We start from the raw sequence: 25,176 nt of genomic DNA, 5'->3' as shown, positions 1-25,176 counted from the left end.
TTTTAACGTCAAAACCTGAGGTGATGGTCATGATCAAGCCCCGGGATGAGCTCGGAACGGCCACAACGGATTCTGCCCAGAAGATAGTGCTCCTCGGAAGCGGCGAGCTGGGAAAGGAGATAGCTATTGAAGCTCAGAGGCTGGGAGTTGAGGTCGTGGCGGTCGACCGCTACGCCAACGCTCCGGCGATGCAGGTTTCTCACCGTTCCTACGTGGGAAACATGAGGGATGCGGACTTCCTGTTTTCCGTGATTGAGCGAGAAAAACCCGATGCGATAATCCCCGAGATTGAGGCGATCAACCTCGATGCCCTCTTCGAACTGGAGAAGGACGGCTACTTCGTGGTTCCAAACGCGAAAGCAACCTGGATAGCCATGCACAGGGAGAGGACGAGGGAAACCCTCGCGAAGGAAGCCAAGGTTCCGACTTCACGCTACGCCTACGCGACCACTCTGGATGAGCTCTACGAGGCCTGTGAGAGCATAGGCTACCCCTGCCACACCAAGGCCATAATGAGCTCCTCAGGTAAGGGTTCCTACTTCGTTAAGGGGCCGGAGGATGTTCCGAAGGCGTGGGAAGTCGCTAAAAAGAAGGCTCGCGGCAGCGCCGACAAGATAATCGTGGAAGAACATATTGACTTCGACGTCGAGATTACCGAGCTTGCTGTGCGGCACTACGATGAGAACGGTGAAATCGTCACGACCTTCCCGAGACCGGTCGGTCACTACCAGATTGACGGCGACTACCACGCGAGCTGGCAGCCGGCGGAGATAAGCGAAAAGGCCGAGCGCGAGGTTTACAGGATTGCCAAGCGCATCACCGACGTCCTCGGCGGCCTCGGACTGTTCGGTGTAGAGATGTTCGTGAAGGGCGATAGGGTCTGGGCCAACGAGGTCTCGCCGAGGCCCCACGACACCGGCATGGTGACGCTGGCATCGCATCCAACGGGCTTCTCCGAGTTCGGACTGCACCTTAGGGCGGTTCTCGGCCTTCCGATTCCCGGCGAGTGGGTTGAAGACTACCGCCTGTTCCCAATCCTAACGCCAGCTGCCACCCACGTCATAAAGACCAACGTTTCCGGTTACTCCCCGCGGTTCCGCGGCCTGGCTAAGGCCATGAGCGTCCCCAACTCGACGATTCGCCTCTTTGGAAAGCCGGAGGCGTACCCAGGCAGAAGGCTGGGTGTTGCGCTTGCTTGGGATAAGGAGGTTGGAGCGGCAAAGAGGCGTGCCGAGATGGTGGCGCACATGGTCGAGCTTAGGACTAGGTGTTCAGAGTGGCACTCCCAGGATTACGAGAGGAGAAAACACATAATTTGATTAACATCTTGTTACAGTTCGACGAAAGAAGGAAAGGCTTAAAAAGGCTAAAATGTTCCAAAATGTGTGCTTAAATCAGACGTTTCTAAAATAAAGTGAGGGTCGAATAAGAGATTGTCTCGATGCGGGCTCATGCCCGCATCTTTTTCCTGTACTCTTCGAGCTTTTCCCTCAGCTCCTCGTTCTTTACCGCGAGAATTTCAATCGCCAGTAATGCCGCGTTCTTCCCGTTGTCTATTCCCATGGCTGCAACCGGGACTCCAGGGGGCATTTGGGCTATGCTAAGGAGGGCGTCGAGGCCGTTGAGCTTCGCCGAAACCGGAACTCCTATGACTGGCCTAACTGTGTGGGCTGCGATAACCCCTGGAAGGGCGGCGCTCAGCCCGGCGATGGCTATGAAAACGTCGTAATCCTTTTTGGCCAGTTCCTCAACCTTTTTTGGGTTCCTGTGAGCCGAGGCGACTTCAACGTCGTACTCAACGCCGAACTCGTCGAGAACAGCAGTAACCTTCTCGGCTATATGGGAGTCGCTCTTGCTTCCCATCACCACGAGCACCCTCATGGACTTCACCGGAGGGAGTTTACTTCGGTCTTTATAAATTTTGCCATTTTGATGTAAAAACAAAGCTTAAAAGCTGAAGTTTTTGACAAGTAAATGGTGAAGCTCATGAAGGTTCTGCTCGTTGGAGGCGGCGGTAGGGAGAACGCCATCGGTGAGGCGCTCGTGAGAAGCGGCGCCGAGCTGTACGTCGTTTCGAAGCACAGAAATCCTGGGCTGGCCAGGCTCGCAAATGACTACGGCCTGGTTAGGGAAACAGATATCGAGAAAGTTATCGAATTCGCCAAGGGGTGGGGGATAGAGCTTGCCTTCATAGGTCCGGAGGCACCGCTTGAGAAGGGTATAGTCGATTCCTTTGAGCGTGAGGGCATCCCGGCGGTTGGGCCGACTAAAGAGGCCGCCCAGTTAGAGACCAACAAGGCCTTCGCCCGCGCCCTCATGGAGAAGTATGAGATTCCAGGCAGGAAGCTCTTCCGCGTCTTTGAGGACGTCTCCGAGATGCGTTCCTGGATAGACGACTTCGGAAGGCCGGTCGTCGTGAAGCCCCTTGGACTCACCGGCGGGAAGGGTGTTAAAGTGGTCGGCTATCAGCTGCAGGATAACGAGGAAGCCAAGGCCTATGCCGAGGAACTCATCAGAAAAGATGGAAAGGTTCTCATAGAGGAAAGAACCGACGGCGTTGAGTTCACCTTCCAGGTCTTCACTGACGGAAAGCGTGTCCTTTCGATGCCCCTTGCCCAGGACTATCCTCACGCCTACGAGGGTGATGGAGGCCCTATCACAGGCGGCATGGGGAGCTACTCCTGCTCCAGCGGTCTTCTCCCCTTCGTTCCGCGGAAAGACTATGAAAAGGCCCTTGAGACGCTTAAAGCTACCGTTGAAGCCATGAGGAAGAACGGAACGCCGTACAGGGGAATCCTCTACGGCCAGTTCATGCTCTCCAAAGAGGGTCCCGTCATAATCGAGTACAATGCCCGCTTCGGCGACCCTGAGGCAATGAACGTTCTCCCTCTCCTTAAGACGAGCCTGCTTGATATCGCCGAGGGAATCGCTGACGGCAGCCTCGGAAAGGCGGAGTTCGAGAGAAAGGCAACGGTCGTCAAGTACCTCGCTCCAAAGGGCTATCCCCTGAACCCGATTAAAGGAGTTAAAGTTCAGGTGGACGAGAAGGCCATCGCCAAAACCGGGGCGAAGCTTTACTACGCCTCCATTGACGAGAACTTCACGCTCCTCGGCTCCCGTGCCATAGCAGTCGTTGGAGTCGCCGGTACGCTCGGAGAGGCGGAGAAGATAGCCCAGAATGCCATCGGCCACGTGAAAGGGGAGCTGTTCTATCGCAGAGACGTTGGCACGAGGGAGAGCGTTGAGAGGAGAATACGAACCATGAGGGAATTTGGAAAGGAGTTCGATCCGAATTCATGCTGAGGTGGTTGGAATGATAAGCCGTGAGGAGATTTTGAGCGTTCTTGAAAGCTACGATCCGGAGAAAATCACCGTTGGAGTTATTGGAAGCCACTCCGCTCTGGACATAGCCGACGGTGCGAAGGAGGAAGGCCTTCCGGTTCTCGTCGTCGCCCAGAGGGGCAGACACAGGACCTACGCCGAGTACTTCGAGCTTCGGAAGACGAGGGACGGTCTGAGCAAGGGCTTCATTGACGAGGTTATGGTCCTTGAGAAGTTTGCTCAGATCATTGATGTCCAGGAGGAGCTGGTAAAGAGGAACGTTATCTTCGTGCCGAACCGCTCCTTCGTGGTCTACACCGGCATTGAGGGGGTTGAGAACGATTTCCGCGTCCCGCTCTTCGGCAGCAGGAACTTACTCAGAAGCGAGGAGAGGAGCGAGGAGAAGAGCTACTACTGGCTCCTTGAGAAGGCGGGGCTTCCCTATCCGGAGCCCGTTAAGCCAGAGGAGATTGATGAAGTCGGCCTCGTCATCGTCAAGCTCCCGCACGCGAAGAAGAGGCTTGAGCGCGGCTTCTTCACCGCTGCAAGCTACAAGGAGTTCCGCGAGAAGGCTGAGAAGCTCATCAAGCTCGGCGTGATCACCGAGGAAGACCTCGCCAGGGCCAGAATTGAGCGCTACATCATCGGCCCGGTGTTCAACTTCGACTTCTTCTACTCGCCGATAGACGAGGAGATAGAGCTTTTGGGGATAGACTGGCGCTTTGAGACCAGCCTGGACGGCCACGTTCGTCTTCCAGCTTCCCAGCAACTCACCTTACCGGAGCACCAGTTCGAGCCGGAATACACCGTCACCGGTCATGCATCCTCAACGCTCCGCGAGTCCCTCCTTGAGAAGGTCTTCGACATGGCCGAACGCTATGTGAAGGCCACCCAGGACTATTATTCCCCTGGAATCATCGGCCCCTTCACCCTGCAAACTGCGGTGGACAAGGACCTCAACTTCTACATCTACGACGTCGCCCCGAGGACAGGCGGCGGAACCAACATCCACATGGCGATGGGGCACCCCTACGGAAACGCCCTCTGGAGGAAGCCGATGAGTACGGGAAGGAGGGTTGCCCTTGAGATAAAGCGCGCCCTTGAGCTCGACGAGCTTGAGAAGGTAGTCACGTGAGGTGGTTGGAATGAGGTGGAGAGTTACCGTCATCGTTCGCCTTAGGGAAGGACTGAACGACCCCGAGGGAAGGGTCATAGGAAACGCCCTCAGGAACCTCGGCTACGCGGTGGAGAACCTGCGCGTTCCCAAGTACTTTGAGTTTGAGCTGGAGAGCGAGAAACCTGAGGAAGAGGTCGAGGAGATGTGCAGGAAACTCCTCGCTAACCCGCTCATCCACGACTACGAGTACAGCATAGAGCCGGTGAACTGAGATGGTCCGCTTCGCCGTGATCGTATTCCCCGGAACGAACTGCGACTTCGAGACGGAGAGGGCCATACGGAAGGCCGGAGGAGAAGCGGAGCGCGTCTGGTACAAAGCCAGCCTCAAGGACTTCGACGGGGTTATCCTGCCTGGTGGCTTCAGCTACGCCGATTATCTTCGCGCCGGGGCGATAGCCGCCCGTCAGGAGATAATGGAGGAGGTCAAGGAGTTCGCCCGCGAGGGAAGGCCCGTCCTCGGGATATGCAATGGCTTTCAGGTTCTGACGGAGGCGGGTCTCCTTCCGGGAGCACTGAGGCCGAACAGAATTCCGCGCTTCCTCTGCAGGTGGGTTCACCTTCGCGTTAACGACGTTGAAACGCCGTTCACTTTCCTCTACGAGCTGGGGGAGGTCATAAGGATGCCGATAGCCCATGCGGAGGGCAACTACTACGTTGACGACCCATCGAAGGTCAGAATCGTCTTCCAGTACAGCGACGAAAAAGGAAACGTGAGCGGAGAAGCCAACCCCAACGGCTCGGTTCTGAACATAGCGGCGATAGCCAACGAGGGGGGCAACGTCCTCGGAACCATGCCCCATCCGGAGCGTGCGAGCGACCGCTTTTTGGGCAGTGAAGACGGCCTGAGGCTCTTCAGGAGCATGGTGGAGTGGGCGAGGAGATAGGCTTTTCTCGTTCTTATTTTAGTTTCCATTCGCCCTCTGGCTGTTTGGGGCGTGGATTGGCCCGTTGATGAAACCTCTGGATTTTTCGCTGGTGATCGAAGTCTTGCTCAAATTACTAAATGAGATGAAAATCTTATAAAGCTCAAGATTCAATAAAAAGATACTGGATTGTGGAGTTGATGGATGATTTTGACTTTCATCCGGGGTGATCTGCATGAAGAGGGTGTATCTCCTGACGTTGCTTTTAATTCCCCTCCTTTTGCTGGCCCTGTGGCCCGTTAGCACACTTACCCCTAACACGGAGCATCATGAAGGCTACACTCTCATAGTCTATCCTTTCTCAGAGATCGATGACGTGAAGGTGTCCCCCGGCGGTATAATTGTGCGCTCGGGCGGAAATGCATACCTACTAAGAAACGGGGGTGTTAAGGGGTATCGCGTTGGGTCCGAGAAAATACTCGGGAACGCTGGGGATTACCTGGTCACCTATTTGAACTACAAAGTCCATCTGAAGCGCTCCAACGGCATCATCCTGAACGATAAATGGTCTAAATCGGTGAAGTCGGACAGCTCTGTGGCCGTGGGGGATGATTTTGTCGTCACTGCGGAGCATGATGACAGGGATCTCAAAGTTGATATCCTCTTTTACTTCCCAGAGAACGGTGAGACCAGAAAATACTCATTCAAGAGCGATCGGAGGGGTACGGCTCCCAGGGTGGTGGCGGCCGGCGAGTATGCTGTTGTCGGTGTACCCTACACCTGGAGGCTCTACTACTTCAAAGAGGGCGAACTCCTCTGGGAAGGCTCTCTTCCGGTGGAGTGCGGTTACGAGGAGTACCCTGTTTTCTCGCTCCACATCGAAGAAAATGGGGCCGGCTATGCCCTCTCAAGCGAGGGCAAAGCGTTCGTGTACTTTGATGAGAGTGGTCCTAGAAGCGTGGGAATTAACGAGAGATACTGCCTGCAATTTTCCGGTGAAGAGAAGAATGTAACGGTGATAAGCGCGGTGGAAGTTTTTGATGGTTGCTTTGCCGCCCTTGTATTGTACCGGGGTCTGGAGGGTGGCCTGTACTTTTACAACGCGAGCAACGTGCATTACATTGAGAACTACACGTTCAAAGCTGGGCCCGCTTTTGATTTTGTGGGATCCTCAAGGCATTTCCTGGCCCTTTACAGGGATCACGTATCGATTTTTAACTGCGGCGGGGAAGTGATGAGGATTAATGGAAGGTACGATGGGGCGTATTCCCTGGGCGAGGACTTCGTTTTGGTGAGCTATAAAGGGAATGAGACCCTGCTTTACCTGCCTCTCGCGAATAAAACCCTCAAGCTCGGCTCATTTAGAGTGGTTGGGTCCCATAACGGGGATATAGTGGGGGTAAGGGGAAGCGAACTCGTTGTCCTGGAGATGGGGAGTCCCTAATCTTCGCTGTCACTAAGAGGGGCTGGATGATTTTTGTTTAACATTTTTCCGTCAAAATAAACCTTAAAAACAAAACTTTTTTACATTAATTCGTCAATAAAGGAGGGTCAATCATGTTTCCGCACGAGGAAAAGCTCATCCGTGAAAGGCTCGGCAGGGAGCCGAATGAACTTGAGTGGGCGATGCTCGAGGTCATGTGGAGCGAGCACGCTTCCTACAAGTCGAGCAGACCGTGGCTCAAGCTCCTGCCGACTGAGAACGAGCACGTGATTTTGGGCCCCGGCGAGGACGCCGGGATAGTGAAGTTCGACGACGAAACGTGGGTAGTCGTTGGAATCGAGAGCCACAACCACCCCAGTGCGGTTGAGCCCTATGGGGGAGCGGCCACGGGAGTCGGTGGAATCGTCAGGGACATACTCTGCATGGGTGCGAGGCCGATTGCCCTGCTCGACCCCATACGCTTCGGCCCGCTGGAGAAGGAGAGAAACCGATACCTCTTCGAGTACGTGGTTAAGGGGATATCCGACTACGGCAACAGGATAGGCGTTCCTACCGTGGGAGGCGAGACGGAGTTCGATGAGAGCTTGGACAGCTACACGCTCGTTAACGTCGCCTGCGTCGGGATAATGAGGCCGGAACATCTCGTCCACAGCTACGTGACCGAGGCAGGACTCAAGCTCATACTCGTCGGCAACAGGACCGGCAGGGACGGCATCCACGGAGTCACCTTCGCGAGCGAGGAACTCGGAGAGAACGCGGAGGAGGAAGACCGCTCCGCCGTCCAGATCCCCGACCCCTTCACCGAGAAGCTGCTGATTGAGGCCACACTTGAGGCTGTCTACACGGGCAAAGTAAAGGCCCTCAAAGACTTGGGTGGCGGCGGTTTGACCTGCGCCGCATCTGAGATGGCCGGAAAGAAGGGCTTCGGCGCGGTTATTCATGCCGACAGGGTTCCGCTCCGCGAGCCGGGAATGACGCCAACCGAGGTCATGATTTCCGAGAGCCAGGAGAGGATGCTCTTCGCGGTCGACGAAACCGATGTTGACTTCCTCGGGGCAATCTTCGAGAAGTACGGCCTCGAGTGGACGGTTGTCGGGGAGGTCATCGAGGAGCCGCGCTTTGTGATATACTGGAGGGGCGAAAAGGTCGCGGACCTTCCGGTGGAGCTCCTGGCGGACGTTCCCACGATAGAATGGGAGCTGAAACCTTACAGCATCGAAAAACCTGCTGAGACACCGGACGTTTCTTTTGGAGATGCTCTCGATCTCGTCTGGAGCAGTCCGAACGTCGTAAGCAAGCGCTGGATTTGGCAGCAGTACGACCACGAGGTTCAGGGGAGGACGGTCCTCAAGCCCGGAGCGGATTCTGCCGTGCTCAAGCTCAGCGAGGAATACGGCTTAGTTTTCGTGGCCGACGGAAACCCCAGCCACAGCTACCTCAACCCCTACCACGGCGCGATGGGGGCCGTCGCCGAGGTCGTCAGGAACCTTGTCAGCGTTGGGGCTGAACCATTGGCTCTGGTGGACAACCTCAACTTCGCATCGCCCGAGAGACCGGAGGTTTACTGGAGTTTCGCCGAGACCGTTAGGGGATTGGCCGATGCGGCCAAAGCCTTCGGTTTAGCGTACGTCAGCGGCAACGTCAGCTTCTACAACGAGGTCGTTGATAGGCCAATAAAGCCGACCCCCGTCGTTGCCGGCCTCGGAAAGGTAAAGCTCGAGGAAATCCCGGAGATGGGACTGAGCGGCGGACTGCTCATAGGTGTCGTCGGGATAACGAAGGCGGAACTCGGCGGCTCGGAGTTGTTTGCGAGACTCGGCGTCGAAGGCGGCTTTGCTCCGCGCGTGAACCTCGACGAGGAGAAGGCCAACGCCGAGGGAATCCTGGGGGCTGTACGAAAAGGCCTTGTCAGAGCGGTTCACGACGTTAGCAGGGGTGGAATAGCGGTAGCTCTGGGGGAGATGGCCATCACTGGAAAGACGGGCTTCGCGGTTGACCTTTCAAAGGTCCCCTCCGAAACATCGAACCCGGTGGAAACAGCTTTCAGCGAGAGCCACGGGCGCTACATAGTTACCTTCCCCGAGGAGAACCTTGACGAGCTTAAAGCACTCTTCAAACACTTCGCGGTCATCGGAAAGGCGGGGGGAAGTGATGCGGTCTTCTACTGGAGCGGAAAGGAACTCCTGAGAAGACCTCTCAAAGAGGTTAGAGCAACCCACGAGTCCCTGCCAAAGCTCTTGGGTGAGGAGGAATGAGAATAGCGACCTACGCCTCCCACTCGGCCCTTCAGATTTTGAAGGGGGCAAAGGAGGAAGGCTTTGAGACGGTAGCCTTTGGGAACCCCCGCGTTAAGCCCCTCTACACGAAGTACTTCCCGGTGGCGGACCGTTTCATCGAGGGAACTTATCCGGAGGAGCAGCTGCTTGAGTTGAACGCCGTCGTTATACCCACGGGTTCCTTTGTGGCCCATCTCGGAATCGAGTTGGTCGAGAAGATGCGCGTTCCATACTACGGCAACAAAGAAGTCCTGAAGTGGGAGAGCGACAGAACGCTTGAGCGAAGGTGGCTTGAGAGGGCTAAACTCCGCCTCCCAAGGGTTTACGAGGATCCAGACGACATAGACGGGCCTGTCATAGTCAAGCCTCACGGTGCCAAGGGCGGGAAGGGCTACTTTTTGGCTAAGAGCCCCGAGGACTTCTGGAGAAAGGCGGAGAGGCTTGGCGTTAGGGACAAGGAAGAGCTGAGCGCAATCCAGATCCAGGAGTACGTCCTCGGCGTTCCGGTTTACCCTCACTACTTCTACTCAAAGCTCAACCGCGAGCTGGAGCTGATGAGCATAGACAGGCGTTACGAGTCCACCGTCGATGCGATAGGCAGGATTCCTGCGGAGGAACAGCTTGACCTCGGGCTCGGCACCAACTACACGGTGGTAGGTAACATCCCCCTCGTCCTGAGGGAGAGCCTGCTGATGGACGTCATCGAGGCAGGAGAACGGGTTGTGGAAGCCGCGGAGAAGCTCATGGGTGGCCTCTGGGGCCCCTTCTGCCTTGAGGGTGTCTTCACCGAGGAGCTTGAGTTCGTCGTCTTCGAAATCTCAGCGAGGATAGTCGCCGGGACGAACCCCTTCGTCCACGGCTCTCCCTACAGCTGGCTCCGCTACGACTACCCGGTCAGCACCGGAAGGAGGATAGCGATGGAGCTGAGGCAGGCCGAGAACGAGGGAAGGCTCAACGAAATTTTGACGTGAACCTGTTTAATTTCCGCTCGGATAGGTTTATAAATTGACGTCCGAATGGTTGGCAAAAAGGTGGTGCTCATGTGGGAGAGGTTCATCGAGGAGAAGGTTGAGGAGATTAGGGGAACGGTCGGTGATGGTAAGGCAATAATAGCACTCTCCGGCGGCGTTGACAGCTCGGTCGCTGCGGTGCTTGCTCACAAGGCCATAGGCGATAAACTCCACGCGGTCTTCGTCAACACCGGCTTTATGAGGAAGGGTGAACCTGAATTCGTCGTCAGGACCTTCAGGGACGAGTTCGGTCTCAACCTGCACTACGTCGATGCCGGCGAGAGGTTCTTCAGCGAGCTTAAAGGGGTCACCGACCCCGAGGAGAAGAGGAAGATAATCGGCAGGGTCTTCATTGAGGTGTTTGAAGAGGTCGCGAGGGAGATCGACGCCCAGTTCCTAATCCAGGGAACGATAGCCCCGGACTGGATCGAGAGCAAGGGGAAAATCAAGAGCCACCACAACGTTGGAGGACTGCCCGAGAGGCTCAACCTCAAGCTGATAGAGCCGCTCCGCGACCTCTACAAGGACGAGGTCAGGGAGCTGGGTAAGGAGCTTGGATTACCTGAGAAGATATACAACCGCATGCCCTTTCCGGGGCCGGGATTGGCCGTCCGCGTCCTTGGAGAGGTCACGCCGGAGAAGGTTGCCATCGTTAGAGAGGCAAACGCCATAGTCGAGGAGGAGATCGAGAAGGCCGGTCTAAAGCCCTGGCAGGCATTCGCTGTTCTGCTGGGGGTGAAGACCGTCGGCGTTCAGGGCGACATAAGGGCCTACAAGGAAACAATCGCCGTCCGCGTTGTTGAGAGCCTCGATGGTATGACGGCCAACGCCATGAACGTTCCCTTCGAGGTCCTGCAGAGGATAGCCTTCAGGATAACCAGCGAGATTCCCGAGGTTGGAAGGGTGCTCTACGACATCACCAACAAGCCTCCGGCAACGATTGAGTTCGAGTGAAAGCTTATTTACCTTCGCTTCCAATTTTAAACGGTGAGAGTATGGGCGAGATTATTGAAGTGGTTTACGAGAACGGCGTGCTGAGGCCCCTCAAGCCCCTCAAGCTGAAGGAAGGGCAGAGGCTCAGGGTGAGGATTTACCACGAGGACTTTCTTGAGCTGGCAAGGGAAATGCGGAAGAAGGTAACCCCCGAGAAGTTCAAGGAAGACCCGACGGACTATCTCCTTCGCTTAAGGGAGGAGGAAACATGAGGGTCGTGGTTGACACCTCCGTTGTTTTTCATCTGTTTTCCAGCTTCTATCCTGAAAGAGCAGAAGTCGCCGAGAAAATCATAGAATACGCACACCTTGGCTCAATAGAACTTTACGCCCCCCGTCTGGGCGAAGTTGAGTTCGTTGCTGTTCTCTCGAGGTATTTTGAGCGGGAGCAGGTTGAAAAGGCGCTGACTTATTACAGTGAAATAATTGCGTGGGTTCCGGAGGAACTGCTCATCGAGGAGCTTCGAGAGGTGGCTTTTCAGACACACCACCGGGCCTCTGACATCTATTTCATCGCAACCGCCCGTTATCTTGACGCGGTTCTGGTTACGAACGACAGAAAGATGGCCGAACTAGCAAAATCCCTCGGTTTGAGGGCTTTTTATCTCGTTGAAGAATCCGACGCCTTCTTCAAACTCTTGGAGGTGAGTTCATGATAGTTATAATGGACAACGGCGGGCAGTACGTCCACAGGATTTGGAGAACCCTGCGCTATCTCGGCGTCGAGGCCAGGATAATCCCCAACACGACGCCGCTTGAGGAGATAAAGGCCATGAAGCCAAAGGGCATAATCTTCTCGGGCGGCCCGGACATCGAGAAGACCGGCAACTGCTCCGCCATCTTGGAGCACTACGACGAGTTCAACGTTCCAATCCTTGGCATCTGCCTTGGCCACCAGCTGATAGCGAAGCACTTCGGCGGAAAGGTTGGGAAGGGTGAGAAGGCCGAATACAGCCTCGTTGAGGTGGAGATACTGGAGGAGAACGACATCTTCCAGGGACTTCCGAAGAGGCTCAAGGTCTGGGAGAGCCACATGGACGAGGTGAAGGAGCTTCCCGAGGGCTTCAGGCTCTTGGCCAGGAGTGAGACCTGCCCGGTTGAGGCCATGAAGCACGAGAGCCTGCCGATATACGGCGTGCAGTTCCACCCTGAGGTCTTCCACACGGAGCGTGGGGCAGACATTTACCGCAACTTTGCGGAGCTCTGCGGGGAGCTCAGCTAGTCGGTCCTCTCCCCATCTTTTTATCGGCAACGGGTTCTCTCATCATCGCTCCTCCATCCCCTTGAGGTCACCTCTGAAAAGTCTTGCTGGTTACAATTTGGGATTGCAAATTAGAAAACTTTTTAAGGTTTTAATTCTTACTTCTTGTGGTGATAGTGTGGGCCATACGGTCTACTACCGCACCGGGATCGATAGATGGGAGGAGTTCAGGGGGTTCTTGGAGAAGGTCTGCGACGGGCTCGGCTTCCGTTTCCTTGAGAGCGAAGATGCAGTCATAATTTTTCCGGAATGCCCCGGCGTCGAACCCCTGGAGATAAAGAGGAGGGGTGAGGGGTTCGTCAAGACGAACCTCATTGAGCCCTGTCACTCGATATATTTGCTCGTTCTTCATTCGGTTTCTTCCTTTGGCTCCGTCGAGCTCTGGGAAGATTGAGCGGGGGGTTCCTCGAGGTAAACTTCTATTATCCTTACCGGAACTGCCCCCTTGAGCTTTCTGTCCTCCACGATGAGCTTCACGACCCTGCCAACTTCCAGGTCTTCCACGGCATCGACCCAGTAGTGGCCGGGCTTGACGTTCGCCGCTATGTCGTCGTGCACAAAGACCCTGACGACATCGCCTTTAATCTCCTCAACAACGCCGTAGGTGTAGTCCCTTCCGTATTTCTGCTTGAAGTACCACCTGAATGCCATGACGGCCGCGAAGACGACCACCAGGTAGCCATAGTAGTAGTACACGGAGGTCGCGATCCTTCTTACTGCAGTGTATCCGAGGAACGCGGCGAGGGTTATTCCTGAGATTCCGTAGTAGAATGTTCTGTACGGCTGGGGGGCTATGAAGAAGTCCCTGTTTTTCAGGAGGGTGTACCGGAGGTACATGAGGTAGGCCGCTCCAACGGCCGCTATCCATATTGGGCTCAGCCGAATGAGCAGCATCGCCAGGTTGGCCAGGAGGTAGATAAGAAACGCTATCTGGAGTCTGAGGCTGAGAAACTCGTGAACGGTTAGGGGCTTCCTGATGAACCTCTTGAGGAGGCTGAACTTGGGGGGTCTTTCGGTAGGGGTGGGAAACAGAAAACCCCTAACCTTGCCACCTACCGAATACACTGATTCGCCTATGCGGTACAGCAGATCCTCCATGGACATGATTTCACCTCTTCAGCAGGTCGTTTGCCCCTTCGGTACCGAAGATCGCGGTAGCCGTTTCGTAGTCAATGAAGAACGGGACCTCTCTCGGGTTGTGAAGATTGGGGTTCGGATTGTTCGGGTCTTCGTAGGAGATTCCCCACACACGATAGCCGGTACTGGAGATAACGTCCCTCGACTTGAAGTAGTGGTTCAGGAAATTGTAGTCCGCACTGGACACCCCTTCCTCCGGGGCGATTTGAAGGCTGACGAATATATTGAACAGCTTCTCGTCGTAGACCCTGTGGGGTATCATGAAGCTGACGAGGCCTATCGGGTAGTACTCGTTGCCATACTTTATCCCCAGCTCATCCTGCATCCTCTTCGCGAGCCGTACGTAGCCTTCGTGGTTGCGGTTGCTGTTCTCCAGCCTCTCAAAGAATGACCAGCCGGAGTACGTTCCAAAGTATCTCTGATCCATGAGACACTCCACGAAAGGCTGGAGGTCGTAGGCCCTTGCCGGTGTGATTGTTATTGAACTACTTCCCTCTGGTTTTTCTTCTATGTCCCTCCGGAGTTTCTGGGGTGATGATACCTTTATACCGTTGAAATTGGGGTCGTCGAGGAGGTCTCCTGAGCTGGGATGTTTTCTCACCAAGACGTAGTCAAAGATGGTATCTGGGATCGTACTTCCGTCCGTGTCTGTCACGAGATATACATATTGGGGAGTACCAAACGTCCACCCCAACGACCTGGTATCTGCCCTCTCCTGCCTTGATATTGCGTTGGCGTCTTGGTCCAGGATGTCCCTGAATGTGAACTCCGTAATCCGTAGTATATTGGTCAGGGGTACCACCTGTGCCTCGTACGTGTTAAACGTTCTTATGTCAGCACGTCCCCCGTCACCGACTGCTGTTGCTGGCCACCAGCCGGCAAGATGAATCGCCATTCCGTCCCCACTGCCAGAGTAATCATCGGTGAAGAGCACCGTGTGTCGCAGAACATCGTCTATTCCAACGCCGCTGTCCCAGTCGCTGTTTGCAGTTCCCTTCATCCTGAATCTAATGGCGAACGAGTCGCTGTAGTCCAGGGTCTCCTTTGTCCGCACCACGTAGTATGAGTTACCGCCGGGGATCGTCAGTTCGCCCCCGGACTGTGTGGGGGTGTCGTCCACTTCTTGCCATTTTTCGGTCCAGGGATCCGTGAAATCATCGAAGAACAGGAAGACCTGTTCAGGGTGGTATCCCTTTGTTGGAGTCCCCTCACCGAAGTATATGCTGTAGGTTTTACTCTCCCTGTCCTCGAGACTGTCGCGTATCCATATCAGCGCCTTTGATTTTCTGGGAGACCAGTATTCGATCCAGAACGGGACCGGACGGCAGTTTTCGTCGTAAATCTCGATCGCGGCGCCGTTCTTGAAGGGGTCTTGGTTTTCTGAGTAGTCCGTGTGGGAGAACAGGAAGCCGAGAACCTGGGTCGTTAGATCCTTGGCGGTGCTCAGCAGTATGGGTATTTGATAGTCGTTGAGGTCCTCGCCTGCGTTGTTGGTCACGGTTATGTTCAGCCGGTACTCCAGGCCCGAGCACCAGCTGTTCGAGCCGCCACCCGACGTCTCATCGAATGCCAGGACTCCCAGATCCCCTGTTTTGAAAACTTTAGAAGGATCGGCCAGATCTCCCCCTTCAGTCAGGCTTGTGTTCACTATCATCGGAATGGATGGGTCCGTGGGCGTTCCGCTCTTTATGACGTACGCCGAGGCACCATCGCCGGGGTACGCGTTTCCGAAGAAGATGTTCCCGATATCTGTGGTCTTGGAATAGACACCAGGGTAATGGTACACGGTGCTGGCTCCGTCGCCGTAGAGAACCTTTATCGGCCTGTCTATTAGCTCGGGGTACGTGTAGTTGCACGGCCTTATGGATCTGAAGTACCTTCCACCGGTTAGGGCTGAGAACATCGGGTCCTCCAGTTCCTCTATCGACACGATGGAGTACACGTAGCCGTCCCTTGGAATCGTGCCCTGGTAAACGACGTTATTCGCCGAATCGTATATCTTGACGTTGTCTATTCTGGCCCTCACAACTATCCTGAACGAGTCGAGGGGGGCGACGGTTATATCAACGTTCTTCCGGAGGAACTCTTTTCTCTTATCGCGGCTCATGCTTGCCACGTCTGAAATGGCGGTGTCGTCCACCTCCAGTGTGTACCCCTGCTTGTCAAGCTCGGAGGAGATATTGAGCAGCCACCTGAAAACGGTCTGATCCTTCATCAGCTTGTCCGCGTACTGCTGGCTCACACCCTGGGCTTCTTCGACCAGCATCAGGTCCCTTATGGTGATGTTGGCAGGGCTGCTGGAGGCGCTCAGGAAGTTTCCGGTGCTTGCTATGTAATCGACTACGGTTACCACCGCCCTCTTCCCGGATATCTCCAGGGTTCTCTGGAAGTCCATCTCTATGTACGACACCACTCTGTACGTCCTCTCGACCTGCATCCTCTCGCTCTGATAGAAGACTATCTGGGAGGATACGTCCTCGTAAGTGGCGAGGAGGAGTATGAGTGGTATGATTAGGAGTATGACGGTGGAGTTTATGATGTACGCCCGTCTCTTTCTCATCTCTCTTCCCTCCAGACGCGAAGGGTTATCGATATTGGTTCGAACAGTCCTGGAATGTTGCCCATGGAGACGAAGTCTATCCTAACGCTCTCCGGCAGGTCAACGTCTATCGGGTTATTCTGGGACCCATCGAAAGGCTGGCTCTTCCACCCGTTGGGATCCGTGTCTGCCAGGAAGTTGAGGTTGTTGAACAGCCGGAGTATAGCATCATCGACCGCGTATTTGGTTGGGTCGAGATCATCCACCGTTATGTCAAGGTATGGGGAGTCTCCTATCAGTATCGTGCGCTCGTACGTGCCGCCTCCCTTTGAGTAGTAGTACGTGAGCCGGTACCCATTGTAGCCGGGATATCCCTGGAGGGGCTTTGGAAAGACGTCTCCGTAACCCGCGTAGCCCTCTATGAAGTAGTTGATTATTGCCCTGCTCTCACCTTTTCTGAATCCGTACTGGTATGAGTCCGAGCTTTCAGCCACGTAGGTGTTCGACTGGCCCGGTACCATCATGTTATCGTTCAGCTGGGAGTATCCGACCCTTATCATGTAGATATCGGAATAGTCATCGTAGAATACCTGGCCGTTTTCGGACAGCGTCGTCGTTGCGGTGGGGGTAAAGGTTGTGAACTGGATGGCCGTCCATACGTCAACGTACCAGGGGATGGACTTGGGGGGCAGGGTGTAGGAGAAGCTCATCCTTTGGCATCTTATCCCGTAGCAGGTACCGCCGTAGCTTATCTGGTTGTAGTTCTTGAATATAGAAAGGGGTATCGCGTACCTGCTGACTACAGTCCTTGGAACGTAATCTATCCGTATCCACGACTGCCCGTTTCCGTAGAGGTGCCTTTCCCTGCCTGTGGTATCATACACGAAATACCTGTGCTGCTCATCCCATTCGGCGTCAAGGGCGATTACGATCTTGAAGTACGTCTTGGACAGGTCGTTGAGGCTGAACCCCCACGCGGTCAGGTTCTGCTCAATTTCCTGTGCGCTTATATCGACTGTCTGTACTCCAGTAGTTGGTACCTCTCTGTGTGCAATCCAATAGTTGTTTGAACAGTATGAGTAGTAGATGTTGATATTGTGGACTCCCTCTGTGACGAGGTGTAGTGATATTCCCGTGATGTTTCCCGGTGCGAAGAGGGCATTGAGGTAGTATATCCCCGTGTAGCTCGTAACGTCGTAGAGCTCTCCGTAACGCCTCACCGGGTCAAAGAGCTGAAAACTTGTGGTGTTGGTGGAGTACTTGACGTACATCAAGGAACCACTACCGTATCCTAGCTCGTAGCAGTACCTGGTACTGTACTGGGTTGAAAATGTGGCCGTTAGAACGTTATCCCCACCCTGCAGGTATCCTTTGATGTTGCTGTAGTAGCCAGTACCCAGGGAATGTCCGTTCAGGTCAAAGGATGATGTCTGGTATCCCGTTCTTGCCACAAGCCTAATGTCGGCGTTTTCTATGTCCGCATCGTTTGGAAGTCTGAAGTGGCTCTGGACCGTCAGCGTGTTAGCCTGAGCCCATCCGTATTCATCAGCGTAATGGCACCTCGCCAGAACCCTCTGTATACCAAAGATGTCCTGCCTCGTGTACTCAGCTTTCGTAAGGAACGCCCTCGCCATGTAGCCCCTGGGGGTCTGGTTGTAGGCGTAGCCGCTTATCAGGAGCGTTGCGGGAATGACATCCGGGGCGACTGAGGAGTCGGAACCGGTCTTCTTAAGGTACGGGCTGGTGTAGTTGTTTATCATCATCTCGTAGTTGTAGCCCTTCAGGGTGTTGTTGAGGACGTAGCCCATTATCATCTCTGCCTTGTGTTTGAAGTCAACCCCCGGATAGATGGGATCCGTGGCCCAGTACGTTGAAACTATGTCTATCGGAGACATGTCCGGCGTTACCAGGGTGGTGTTGAGAATGGGATCAGGACCGCTCATCCAGGACTCCAGCTTGTCAGGTGGGACGAGCTCCCTCAGCGGGAGGGTTCTAAGCATCGTCAGCGTGTCTTCCGCCAGGTATTTGTCCTGGGAGCGCATATATGTCGAGTACACCTGACTTGATGTGCTGGTCACCTGCACCATGCTGACCACGAACATGGTAACCAGCAGTATGGCGAGAACCGCGTCAAGTGTGAACATGAAACCCCTTCTCCTCATGGTTCATCCCACACGCGAAGTCTTAACACCGCCAGACTCGTCTGGGGTTTCATAAGGGTGCTTATGCCACTGAGGTCGGTTACGGTTAGGGAATCAACGTTGCTCATCTTGTACACCCACACATACACGTCGAGGTTCTCACCTGGTTTGATCGTGGTCAGGAAGTCCTTCCAGGGTATGACGATGTAGTCTGGACTCTGCGATGAGTAGTACTTCACTATGGTGTTCCCATTTATGGTCTGGTTTATGATTGCCCTCATTGTGGGGTCCGATTCACCCCGGTACGCCGCCATTACGGAGTAGCCCGAGACGTTTGTGCCCCTCAGCCAGGCTACCATTACTATGTAGCCGGGATCATCGAACTGGACCTTGAGGCTCATGTATTCTGGTATTGGATTGTATATGGTTCCAACGTACAGCTCCTTTGGAAGGCCGGAAGGCGCTACGGTGTACTGGCTGGAGTACACAATCTTGCTCATGGGAACGCGCCTCTCGGAATACGTGATCCAGGGGGATTTTTCCATGGATTTTCCGACCTCCGTCGGGTCGTACATGAACTTCCCGTTTACCAGTGTGATGTTGTAGTCGGCGTGGGTCACCTCTGTTGCGTACACGTACCTTATGTTGAGGTCCGAGGATGATACCCCTCCCTGCTGACCCCACCAGATTGTGCCGGACCACGTTGTCCAGACGGGGTTTCCGGGTTTGTATGGTATCCAGATCTTGTACGTCCCGTCGCTCAGCTTCGTCCACCCTATCAGGAGGTACCCAGTATCCACGTCGATATGGACGACAACCCCGGAAGGGATATCGTACCTGCTGGGCTGGCCTGATCCGGGTTCATGTACAATAATCCTAACGTTGGTGTTGTCGCCGGTCAGTTTGAACACAAAGCTCTCCCCGGCAGTTATGTTTATCACGTGGTCTATATTTCCGGTCCCCTCTGCATCTGACCTCTCCGGGTTCATCCACTCCGCTATCACAGGCCTACCAAAGGCGAAGCCGTTTGTCTGGGATATTGAGACCTGGCTTTCCTCTTCTACGTCCACGGAGCCCTCGGTATTGGGGGGAATGACCGTTACGTCACCGCTGATCTCGATCTTCGTGAGGAAAAGGCCGAGGCTGAAGTCCCTCCCCATGCTGAGGTTGAGCAGCGCCCTCCTGATGGCATCGTCATTGTCTAGGTAGGCGTTGTTGAGCGCCTCCACCTTCTTGAAATCGATTGTATCTGGATAGGATGGGTTCTCAAGACCCAGGTGGATGAGCGTGGAGGGGTCGGTTTCCCAATCCTCCGGATCCCCGGGGGTCTTTACCAGGATGTCCAGAATGTCGTCTCCAACGTTGCTCCTCTCGTACCAGCCCACCATCGTGGTTATCTCGCTCTTTAACGCGGTTGAAGTGGTGCTGATCATTCCGATTATCATTACCACCATTATAAGGGACAGCATTGCGTCCAGCGAAAATATTTGTCCCTTTCGCCTCATGATCTCACCACTTTTACCTTGATGACGACCTTCTTGTCCCCGTAGTAGAGGGTTCCCCCGCTGAGTCTAGCGTCGCTGTGAGCCACTAAGTCGCGGGTTATGAAGGTTTTTATCCTTCCCGCGATGCCGCCGTTCTTCAGGTCGATGTTTCCAGAATACTCTATCCGTATGTTTATCGTTATGGTGTCCCCGCTTTCGCTTGAGGTGATGGAAACAACGCGGAACGATTTGGAGGTGTAGTTTGAGGCCGTGATGATCCTGTTGAGAACGCGGTACTGGTTGTCGTTTGTTGCGACCCCCGAGTTGAGGTATGCGCATGCACTCGTGGCGGAGTTTCTGACGTACGTTACCAGGGATGCACTTCTGTTTTCGTTAAGATAGGAGGGGGTTATGATGACTATCCCCGTTAGGATTATCCCCATTATGAAGAGAACCTCCAGCGCGGTCTGACCCCTACGGCGAGGCCTGGAGCTCGACATACGTCTTCCCCTCCTCCTCTCTGGCCACTATCCATATCTCGGCCCTGTTCGAGCTGAGCTGTATTGAATCATCCTGGTATATCGGGACCGGGCTCTTCTGGACTATCGTGTACCGTTTTCCCCCGATTATTCCGATCACTGTTATCGTGTTGTCGTCAGCTTTTAGTCTCACCACTATCTTCTCTCCGCTTTTGAGGGTAAACGGGGCGGTTTTTCTAACGCTGAATCCATCCCCTGAGGCGTACACCTTGGCCACGGTGTCCCTCACGTCCACTGAGAACACCTTGAGCCTTGACACGGTATCGAAGGTCTCCGCGTTGCCCCTTTCGCTGTTGGCTATGTAAACCACATTGAGCATCGTGATCATTACCAAAGTGACCGCAAACAGGAAGTCAAGACTTATCTGGCCCCGCCTCATCGTCACCCACCGGGATTGATGTTTATCGTGATTTCGAGATAGTCGCCGGCGACATTTTTGCTCCATCCTTCATCCTCGCTTGGATCCCACGTAACTACTATCCTTATGGACTTCGAAGGGAGGCCGTCCGAAAACGAGAGGTCATCGAAGTCTTCCAGGCTGTAGGGAACCTCGGTGGATACGGTGTTCTTATTTGCCCCGCTTGTAACAGAGCTGTCCCCCACCCATACGAGCATGGAGTCTTCGTTTCCCCCTATCGTCACCTTCGCGGAGCCAAAGGCTTTCTGCAGGTAGTCTGGCTCGGCGAGGTAGGTGACCTTTACATAGGTGGTGGACTTCGCACCCGGCCCTTGAGAGTACACCTGCGCCACGGTGCCGGCTATCGCGTTGGCGAGGCTCTTCTCCTCGAGGAGCACCTGCATTTTAAGGGTCTCCGTTGAAGTCGAACCCTGCTGGAATGTGATGCTGTTGACTGAGTAAATCAGAAGTATGAGCATTATCCCGAACACGAGCATAAATTCAAGTGACACCTGGCCGCGTCTCGCAATCTTCATGTTTTCTCCCCTCACTACTGGTATATCTTTGAACATCTATTTAATGGTTGCCCTTGGATTTTTCGGCCGTTACTACCGCGAAAAGGCCCGTTCCGAGTTTTCTGGCCTCGATACCGAAGTAATCACCGCTGAATATTTTGAACTTGTAGCGCTCGGGCTGGAGGTTGTGCTTTCTGACGAGTTCGCCCAGCTCGTCGATGAAAAACTGCGTGAGTTCGTAGTATATCAGGTCGGATCTGTCCCTGCCGCGGTCGCGTATGAGAACCGCCAGCGGCAGCAGTGCCATGCCGAGGAGGACGTAGGCCTGGCCGGTCATAACCGATGCAGCCCCGGTCAGGGCGAGTACCGCCGCGAGCAGGGCGTAGCCGAGTTTCTCCTTCTTTTTGAGCTCCTTCAGCTCCCTGACCTTTGCCTCCCAGATGTCGAGGAGTGCAGGGTTGTAGAAGTCAAAGGCGGTGTGGCGCTTTCCCTTTGCCATCCTCTCCCTGATGAGGTCGTCCCAGTCGTCCTTGTAGTAGATGACCTCCCCGTGGAGCTTCGCCCTCTCGGCATCGAGGGAGGAGATAATCCTGATGATGTCCTCGGCGCTCTCGTGGGCTATGTGGGAGTAGACCTCCTTCTCGTCAAGGTCGAGGGCCACTTCGACGGAGTCTTTCACAGGGTCAGTCATCCTTTCCCCTCCTCAGCCTCTTTGCCACCTCGTTCACGTCGGGGAACGTCCCCTCGTATACGTCACCTGAGGGATAGACGTCGTCGAAATCCGGCAGACCGCTCAGAAGCTCTTTTTTCCGGCTTTCTGCTTCCTCTTTTGCCTTCATAAACGACTGGGCGTAGTTTCTGGCGGTGATTATGATGTCCTCTATGCTCTTGCTGTCGTAGATGCCGCTGAGGAGGGTTACAACCTCGACCTCCCTCTCGCGCGGGTCGGGGTAGAAGCCGCGGAATATCTGCTTTCCCTTTATTTTGTTGGTGAGATAGTCGAGCGCTTCAAAGATATCCCCTGCCTTCAGGACCTCCGGGGGCCCGTGGACCGCCACGAGGCCGTAGAGCGCGGACTCTATGTTGGCGTCGAGGTACAGTCCCTCGTTTTCGAACGATTTTATAATGAGGCGCGAGAGGCTCTTGACCCTGCCCGCTTCGGCCTTTGCGTACCCCACTGTGGCGAAGCTGCCGAACGCCTTGAGGACGAACTTCAGGTCGCTCGCGTCGAGGGTCTGCTCGCCGGGAACATCGACGAGCGCCAGGAGGGAAGCTATGCGCTCGACTATTGTATAGTTTATCCGCTCGTAGGCGTGGGTTATGTCGTCGCCGCTCCCGCGGAGCTTGTTGTTGTCTATGGCGATTATGGAGTCGGCTATCTTCGAGAGCTTGTCTATGGTTATGGCGGCGTTGATTGTTGGCCTGATGCCCTCCTCCCTGAGGGGAAGGGCCCCTATTGCGACGACGAGGGAGTCGGGATACTCCTCCTTCAGGGCCTCCGCGAGGATGGGCGTCCCCCCGGCCCCGGTTCCGCCGCCGAATCCGAAGGTGAGGAAGAATATGTCCACGTCCTCGTAGCCTATTATTGACCCTATCTTGCGCATCACAACGGGCAGGTCGCGCTTCATGGCTTCTCTGCCGAGTATGGGGTTGGCGTTGACGCCCTTTCCCCCGGTTATGCCCTCACCGATGAGTATCCTGCGCTCGTGGGGAACGTGCTTGAGGTATTCAAGGTCCCCACGGGAAGTGTTTATCGCAAGGGTTTCAAAATCAACAAGAGAAAAGAGGTCGGCGATTTTAGTTCCGCACTGACCGACCCCGATGATTAGAGCCCTCACTTCTCTATCACCCCACCGCTATTACTTTTATCCTTCCGTTCTCGACGACGAGCACCATTGCGCTTCCGCCGATGTACTTGATGAAGCCCGTGGTGAAGACGTCCTTCGCTATCCCCTCGTTCTCCGGCTCGTAGAATACGAAGAGCACCACCCCTTCCGGTGTCTTGCCGGGTATGAGGACAACTGACTTGTTCAGCGGAACGGTGACGTTGCCGACGGTAACGTTATCGCCGTCTATGTGGAAGGGCAGGTAGGGGTTGTAGACCCTTATACTGTAGCCACTGAAGTTCGAGAGAACGATGTAGCTTCCCTCGCCGATTCCGGTGCCGTTAGCCGCGATGAAGCCGCCGCTGAACGTGTCGCTCAGGCGGTTCACTATCTCCGCCACGCTCTCGTTGTCCATGCCGGGCGCGATGACCTCAAAGATGTCACTGTCGAGCTCTGCCCTCACATCGTTGAGGCTGACTGGGGGTATGTACTGGAAGCGGCAGAGATAGAGCACAGCGTTCGCGGTCTCGATGGGCTTGTTCCTTATCAGCCCGCTGTCCCTGGCGTTCATAACGAAGTCAAGGGTCTTGGAGGTGTAGTTGTGGCCGTATCTGAGGAGCATGTCGGTGGCGCGCACGGTAAGCTCAACGCTCGGGGTTCCTGGGTACTCCCTGTTCTCCTGCCAGACGTAGTAGGCCTTCCAATAGGCCCAGCCGCCGTTTATTCTCTGGTCCATGAGCCACTGGAGGTGGGGTTCAAGCTCTTCGGGGGTGGCCACGTTCTCTAGGGCTTCGAGGACCGTTATGGTGGTCAGCACGTCCGGTTTGAGCATGTACGAGAAGTGCGGGGTCGTGACGTGGGTTCCCCAGCCGCCGTTGCTTATGCTGAGAAGCCACTCCTTGGCGGCCTGGATGAGGGGGTCGTTCGCGGGGACGCCGAGGTCGAGGAGGGCCTTGACCGCGAGGGCCGTTTCGTAGGGCTGCGGACCGAGGACGGTGTTGCCCCAGAGGCCGTAGTCAAGCTGGGCGTTTCTTATCAGTTCAACGGCACTGGCCTTTTCCTCCTCGCTCAGCAGGTTGTAGCGGAGCAGGGTCTCGAGTGCGTAGTAATAGCCGACAGACATTCTCCCGTTCTTCTGAACCCAGAGGGCGTCCCTCTCGAAGGCGTTTCTGGCCCACTCGAGGGCTTTACTGATGCTCTCGTTGGTGGGATAGCACTTCTCCAGTCCGAGGAGGGCGTAGTAGGTGGCCTTCTCGTTGCTCGGTTCATTGAGAACGAGCCCCCAGCCCCCGTCGAGGTTCTGCATGTACTTGAGCTCCCTGCAGGGCATGGTGTACGGGTTGGTGACCTCGCCGGGGATTGTGACCTTCAGGGGGTGAGACAGCGCCATCAGGGCGAAAGCGGTTGAGGCTATGATCTCCGTCTGGGACATGAGGCTCGGGGTGTTCATCCAGTAGAATATATCGTCCGAGGACCTGCCCTCTTTTTCGAGCATTTTGAGCGCCCTTGCGACATCGAGGTCAAGGGGCGAGACCAGAACGAGGGCGTAGGTGAGCATGGCGCGCTCCTTGACTTCCATTCTCTCCTTGAGGAGGATGTCCTTGAGTTGGTCCGCCACATCGCTTCCGAGGGGGTAGCCGGTGCTGTGGTAGGCCACGACCCTGAGGGCCAGGAATTCGTAATTTGAAATCTCGCAGGAGGAGGCGTTGATGCTCTCAAGGTACCTCACGGCGTCCCTGACGGTTCTGCTGTTGTAGGTGTAGCCGTTTTCGCCGAGGGCCCAGAGGGCCACGACAGTTGGATAGCACGAGACCGGGGTTCCGGGTATGTATCCCCAGCCGTTCTCTTCTTTGGCGGAGAGGAGGTAGTCGATTCCGGAATCAATTGCCCTCTCGACGTCCCGTGCCTTCCAGACGTCCATCAGGGGGTATGCCCTGGTGAGTGCTATCACGGCATAGGCGGTGTCGAGAACGTTGCTGGGTTCGTTGAAGTAGTGGCCCCAGCCACCGTCCTGGTTCTGGTTGTCGAGAAGCTCGTCGACGAGTGCGTCGATGTCCGGGGTTATGTCCCAGTTGACGTCGTCACGGGCGCTTACGAGGGCCATCAGTGCCAGGCTCACTTCCCTCGTTTCTTTCGTGCTCTGGGAAGCCCCGCTGAGAAACGTCACGGAGCCGTCTATCTTTCCGGCGCCAACGGCTGGAATCAGCATGAGAACAATCATTATCGCGGCCAGAACTTTCTTCATCACCTTACA

General features: G+C 55.2%; 24 protein-coding genes. 13 read left to right on the top strand and 11 right to left on the bottom strand.

The annotated features are described in order from the left end of the window. The first annotated feature begins 29 nt into the window (after nt 1–29). Nucleotides 30–1,319 carry a phosphoribosylglycinamide formyltransferase 2 gene (gene purT / locus GQS_RS05810; RefSeq protein WP_014012739.1) on the top strand — a complete coding sequence of 430 codons (1,290 nt, stop codon included), beginning with the start codon at nt 30–32 and terminating at the stop codon, nt 1,317–1,319. 130 nt (nt 1,320–1,449) lie between these two features. Here the strand turns inward: purT and purE are convergent, their stop codons facing one another. Then, nucleotides 1,450–1,881 (bottom strand): 5-(carboxyamino)imidazole ribonucleotide mutase, encoded by a 432-nt coding sequence (purE, locus tag GQS_RS05805; RefSeq protein WP_014012738.1) that lies wholly within the window; start codon nt 1,879–1,881, stop codon nt 1,450–1,452. Between the two features lie 105 nt (nt 1,882–1,986). Between purE and purD the strand changes: the two genes are divergently transcribed. The 12 genes from purD to GQS_RS05745 all read left to right on the top strand — a co-directional run bounded on the left by purD (nt 1,987) and on the right by GQS_RS05745 (nt 12,738). Further along, nucleotides 1,987–3,303, top strand: coding sequence for a phosphoribosylamine--glycine ligase (purD, locus tag GQS_RS05800; RefSeq protein ID WP_014012737.1), 1,317 nt, complete (start codon nt 1,987–1,989; stop codon nt 3,301–3,303). Between the two features lie 10 nt (nt 3,304–3,313). After that, complete coding sequence (locus GQS_RS05795; RefSeq protein WP_014012736.1) at nt 3,314–4,456, top strand: formate--phosphoribosylaminoimidazolecarboxamide ligase family protein; 1,143 nt, start codon at nt 3,314–3,316, stop codon at nt 4,454–4,456. Nucleotides 4,457–4,466: 10 nt separating this feature from the next. Further along, entirely contained in the window at nt 4,467–4,709 is a 243-nt protein-coding gene (purS, locus tag GQS_RS05790) for a phosphoribosylformylglycinamidine synthase subunit PurS (RefSeq protein ID WP_014012735.1), read from the top strand. 1 nt (nt 4,710) lies between these two features. Further along, nucleotides 4,711–5,382: a phosphoribosylformylglycinamidine synthase I gene (gene purQ, locus GQS_RS05785; protein ID WP_014012734.1), complete on the top strand. Its 672-nt coding sequence runs from the start codon at nt 4,711–4,713 to the stop codon at nt 5,380–5,382. A gap of 214 nt (nt 5,383–5,596) precedes the next feature. Continuing rightward, entirely contained in the window at nt 5,597–6,805 is a 1,209-nt protein-coding gene (locus GQS_RS05780) for a hypothetical protein (RefSeq protein WP_014012733.1), read from the top strand. Nucleotides 6,806–6,918: 113 nt separating this feature from the next. Further along, nucleotides 6,919–9,060 (top strand): phosphoribosylformylglycinamidine synthase subunit PurL, encoded by a 2,142-nt coding sequence (gene purL / locus GQS_RS05775; RefSeq protein WP_014012732.1) that lies wholly within the window; start codon nt 6,919–6,921, stop codon nt 9,058–9,060. Beyond that, nucleotides 9,057–10,052, top strand: a complete 996-nt coding sequence (locus tag GQS_RS05770; RefSeq protein ID WP_014012731.1) for a formate--phosphoribosylaminoimidazolecarboxamide ligase — start codon at nt 9,057–9,059, stop codon at nt 10,050–10,052. The genes purL and GQS_RS05770 overlap by 4 nt, the downstream gene beginning before the upstream one ends. A gap of 69 nt (nt 10,053–10,121) precedes the next feature. Then, nucleotides 10,122–11,045, top strand: coding sequence for a glutamine-hydrolyzing GMP synthase (gene guaA, locus GQS_RS05765; RefSeq protein ID WP_014012730.1), 924 nt, complete (start codon nt 10,122–10,124; stop codon nt 11,043–11,045). 41 nt (nt 11,046–11,086) lie between these two features. Beyond that, on the top strand, nt 11,087–11,296 hold the full coding sequence (locus tag GQS_RS05760) for an antitoxin family protein (RefSeq protein WP_014012729.1): 210 nt from the start codon (nt 11,087–11,089) through the stop codon (nt 11,294–11,296). Beyond that, nucleotides 11,293–11,739 carry a type II toxin-antitoxin system VapC family toxin gene (locus GQS_RS05755; protein WP_014012728.1) on the top strand — a complete coding sequence of 149 codons (447 nt, stop codon included), beginning with the start codon at nt 11,293–11,295 and terminating at the stop codon, nt 11,737–11,739. Before GQS_RS05760 ends, GQS_RS05755 begins: the two co-directional genes overlap by 4 nt. Then, on the top strand, nt 11,736–12,305 hold the full coding sequence (locus GQS_RS05750) for a GMP synthase subunit A (protein WP_014012727.1): 570 nt from the start codon (nt 11,736–11,738) through the stop codon (nt 12,303–12,305). Before GQS_RS05755 ends, GQS_RS05750 begins: the two co-directional genes overlap by 4 nt. Nucleotides 12,306–12,462: 157 nt before the next feature. Then, the gene (locus tag GQS_RS05745) at nt 12,463–12,738 is read left to right on the top strand and encodes a hypothetical protein (protein ID WP_048056534.1); all 276 of its coding nucleotides are present in this window, start codon (nt 12,463–12,465) and stop codon (nt 12,736–12,738) included. Here GQS_RS05745 and GQS_RS05740 read toward each other — a convergent pair. The 10 genes from GQS_RS05740 to GQS_RS05695 are packed head-to-tail and all read right to left on the bottom strand — an operon-like array spanning nt 12,693 to nt 25,167. Further along, on the bottom strand, nt 12,693–13,448 hold the full coding sequence (locus GQS_RS05740; RefSeq protein WP_048056533.1) for a DUF2101 family protein: 756 nt from the start codon (nt 13,446–13,448) through the stop codon (nt 12,693–12,695). The genes GQS_RS05745 and GQS_RS05740 overlap by 46 nt on opposite strands. 4 nt (nt 13,449–13,452) lie before the next feature. Then, complete coding sequence (locus GQS_RS05735; protein WP_014012724.1) at nt 13,453–16,041, bottom strand: DUF2341 domain-containing protein; 2,589 nt, start codon at nt 16,039–16,041, stop codon at nt 13,453–13,455. Beyond that, nucleotides 16,038–18,182 carry a hypothetical protein gene (locus GQS_RS05730; protein WP_014012723.1) on the bottom strand — a complete coding sequence of 715 codons (2,145 nt, stop codon included), beginning with the start codon at nt 18,180–18,182 and terminating at the stop codon, nt 16,038–16,040. Before GQS_RS05730 ends, GQS_RS05735 begins: the two co-directional genes overlap by 4 nt. Continuing rightward, a complete protein-coding gene (locus tag GQS_RS05725) occupies nt 18,179–19,666 on the bottom strand; it encodes a hypothetical protein (RefSeq protein WP_238515709.1) in 1,488 nt (495 codons plus the stop codon). Before GQS_RS05725 ends, GQS_RS05730 begins: the two co-directional genes overlap by 4 nt. Further along, the gene (locus GQS_RS05720) at nt 19,663–20,145 is read right to left on the bottom strand and encodes a hypothetical protein (RefSeq protein ID WP_014012721.1); all 483 of its coding nucleotides are present in this window, start codon (nt 20,143–20,145) and stop codon (nt 19,663–19,665) included. The genes GQS_RS05725 and GQS_RS05720 overlap by 4 nt, the downstream gene beginning before the upstream one ends. Further along, nucleotides 20,120–20,563 (bottom strand): hypothetical protein, encoded by a 444-nt coding sequence (locus tag GQS_RS05715; RefSeq protein WP_014012720.1) that lies wholly within the window; start codon nt 20,561–20,563, stop codon nt 20,120–20,122. The genes GQS_RS05720 and GQS_RS05715 overlap by 26 nt, the downstream gene beginning before the upstream one ends. Nucleotides 20,564–20,565: 2 nt before the next feature. Further along, a complete protein-coding gene (locus GQS_RS05710; RefSeq protein WP_014012719.1) occupies nt 20,566–21,117 on the bottom strand; it encodes a class III signal peptide-containing protein in 552 nt (183 codons plus the stop codon). Between the two features lie 40 nt (nt 21,118–21,157). After that, nucleotides 21,158–21,787: a hypothetical protein gene (locus tag GQS_RS05705; protein ID WP_014012718.1), complete on the bottom strand. Its 630-nt coding sequence runs from the start codon at nt 21,785–21,787 to the stop codon at nt 21,158–21,160. Further along, nucleotides 21,780–22,934 carry a cell division protein FtsZ gene (locus tag GQS_RS05700; RefSeq protein ID WP_014012717.1) on the bottom strand — a complete coding sequence of 385 codons (1,155 nt, stop codon included), beginning with the start codon at nt 22,932–22,934 and terminating at the stop codon, nt 21,780–21,782. Before GQS_RS05700 ends, GQS_RS05705 begins: the two co-directional genes overlap by 8 nt. Nucleotides 22,935–22,941: 7 nt before the next feature. After that, complete coding sequence (locus GQS_RS05695) at nt 22,942–25,167, bottom strand: prenyltransferase/squalene oxidase repeat-containing protein (protein WP_014012716.1); 2,226 nt, start codon at nt 25,165–25,167, stop codon at nt 22,942–22,944. Nucleotides 25,168–25,176 lie beyond the last annotated feature (9 nt).

Source organism: Thermococcus sp. 4557 (assembly GCF_000221185.1).
In the GTDB taxonomy this organism is placed as follows: domain Archaea; phylum Methanobacteriota_B; class Thermococci; order Thermococcales; family Thermococcaceae; genus Thermococcus.
The sequence above is the reverse complement of the archived record's forward strand: the minus strand, read 5'-3'. Positions and strand labels throughout refer to the sequence as shown.

Bases quoted from the DNA above. Each gene is read 5' to 3' on its own strand.
- purE (WP_014012738.1), bottom strand. From the start codon at position 1,881: ATGAGGGTGCTCGTGGTGATGGGAAGCAAGAGCGACTCCCATATAGCC.
- purL (WP_014012732.1), top strand. From the start codon at position 6,919: ATGTTTCCGCACGAGGAAAAGCTCATCCGTGAAAGGCTCGGCAGGGAG.
- guaA (WP_014012730.1), top strand. From the start codon at position 10,122: ATGTGGGAGAGGTTCATCGAGGAGAAGGTTGAGGAGATTAGGGGAACG.
- GQS_RS05725 (WP_238515709.1), bottom strand. From the start codon at position 19,666: ATGAGGCGAAAGGGACAAATATTTTCGCTGGACGCAATGCTGTCCCTT.
- purT (WP_014012739.1), top strand. From the start codon at position 30: ATGATCAAGCCCCGGGATGAGCTCGGAACGGCCACAACGGATTCTGCC.
- GQS_RS05780 (WP_014012733.1), top strand. From the start codon at position 5,597: ATGAAGAGGGTGTATCTCCTGACGTTGCTTTTAATTCCCCTCCTTTTG.
- GQS_RS05735 (WP_014012724.1), bottom strand. From the start codon at position 16,041: ATGAGAAAGAGACGGGCGTACATCATAAACTCCACCGTCATACTCCTA.
- purQ (WP_014012734.1), top strand. From the start codon at position 4,711: ATGGTCCGCTTCGCCGTGATCGTATTCCCCGGAACGAACTGCGACTTC.
- GQS_RS05760 (WP_014012729.1), top strand. From the start codon at position 11,087: ATGGGCGAGATTATTGAAGTGGTTTACGAGAACGGCGTGCTGAGGCCC.
- purD (WP_014012737.1), top strand. From the start codon at position 1,987: ATGAAGGTTCTGCTCGTTGGAGGCGGCGGTAGGGAGAACGCCATCGGT.
- GQS_RS05795 (WP_014012736.1), top strand. From the start codon at position 3,314: ATGATAAGCCGTGAGGAGATTTTGAGCGTTCTTGAAAGCTACGATCCG.
- GQS_RS05695 (WP_014012716.1), bottom strand. From the start codon at position 25,167: ATGAAGAAAGTTCTGGCCGCGATAATGATTGTTCTCATGCTGATTCCA.
- GQS_RS05730 (WP_014012723.1), bottom strand. From the start codon at position 18,182: ATGAGGAGAAGGGGTTTCATGTTCACACTTGACGCGGTTCTCGCCATA.
- GQS_RS05750 (WP_014012727.1), top strand. From the start codon at position 11,736: ATGATAGTTATAATGGACAACGGCGGGCAGTACGTCCACAGGATTTGG.
- GQS_RS05705 (WP_014012718.1), bottom strand. From the start codon at position 21,787: ATGACTGACCCTGTGAAAGACTCCGTCGAAGTGGCCCTCGACCTTGAC.
- GQS_RS05740 (WP_048056533.1), bottom strand. From the start codon at position 13,448: ATGTCCATGGAGGATCTGCTGTACCGCATAGGCGAATCAGTGTATTCG.
- GQS_RS05715 (WP_014012720.1), bottom strand. From the start codon at position 20,563: ATGAGGCGGGGCCAGATAAGTCTTGACTTCCTGTTTGCGGTCACTTTG.
- GQS_RS05770 (WP_014012731.1), top strand. From the start codon at position 9,057: ATGAGAATAGCGACCTACGCCTCCCACTCGGCCCTTCAGATTTTGAAG.
- GQS_RS05755 (WP_014012728.1), top strand. From the start codon at position 11,293: ATGAGGGTCGTGGTTGACACCTCCGTTGTTTTTCATCTGTTTTCCAGC.
- GQS_RS05710 (WP_014012719.1), bottom strand. From the start codon at position 21,117: ATGAAGATTGCGAGACGCGGCCAGGTGTCACTTGAATTTATGCTCGTG.
- purS (WP_014012735.1), top strand. From the start codon at position 4,467: ATGAGGTGGAGAGTTACCGTCATCGTTCGCCTTAGGGAAGGACTGAAC.
- GQS_RS05720 (WP_014012721.1), bottom strand. From the start codon at position 20,145: ATGTCGAGCTCCAGGCCTCGCCGTAGGGGTCAGACCGCGCTGGAGGTT.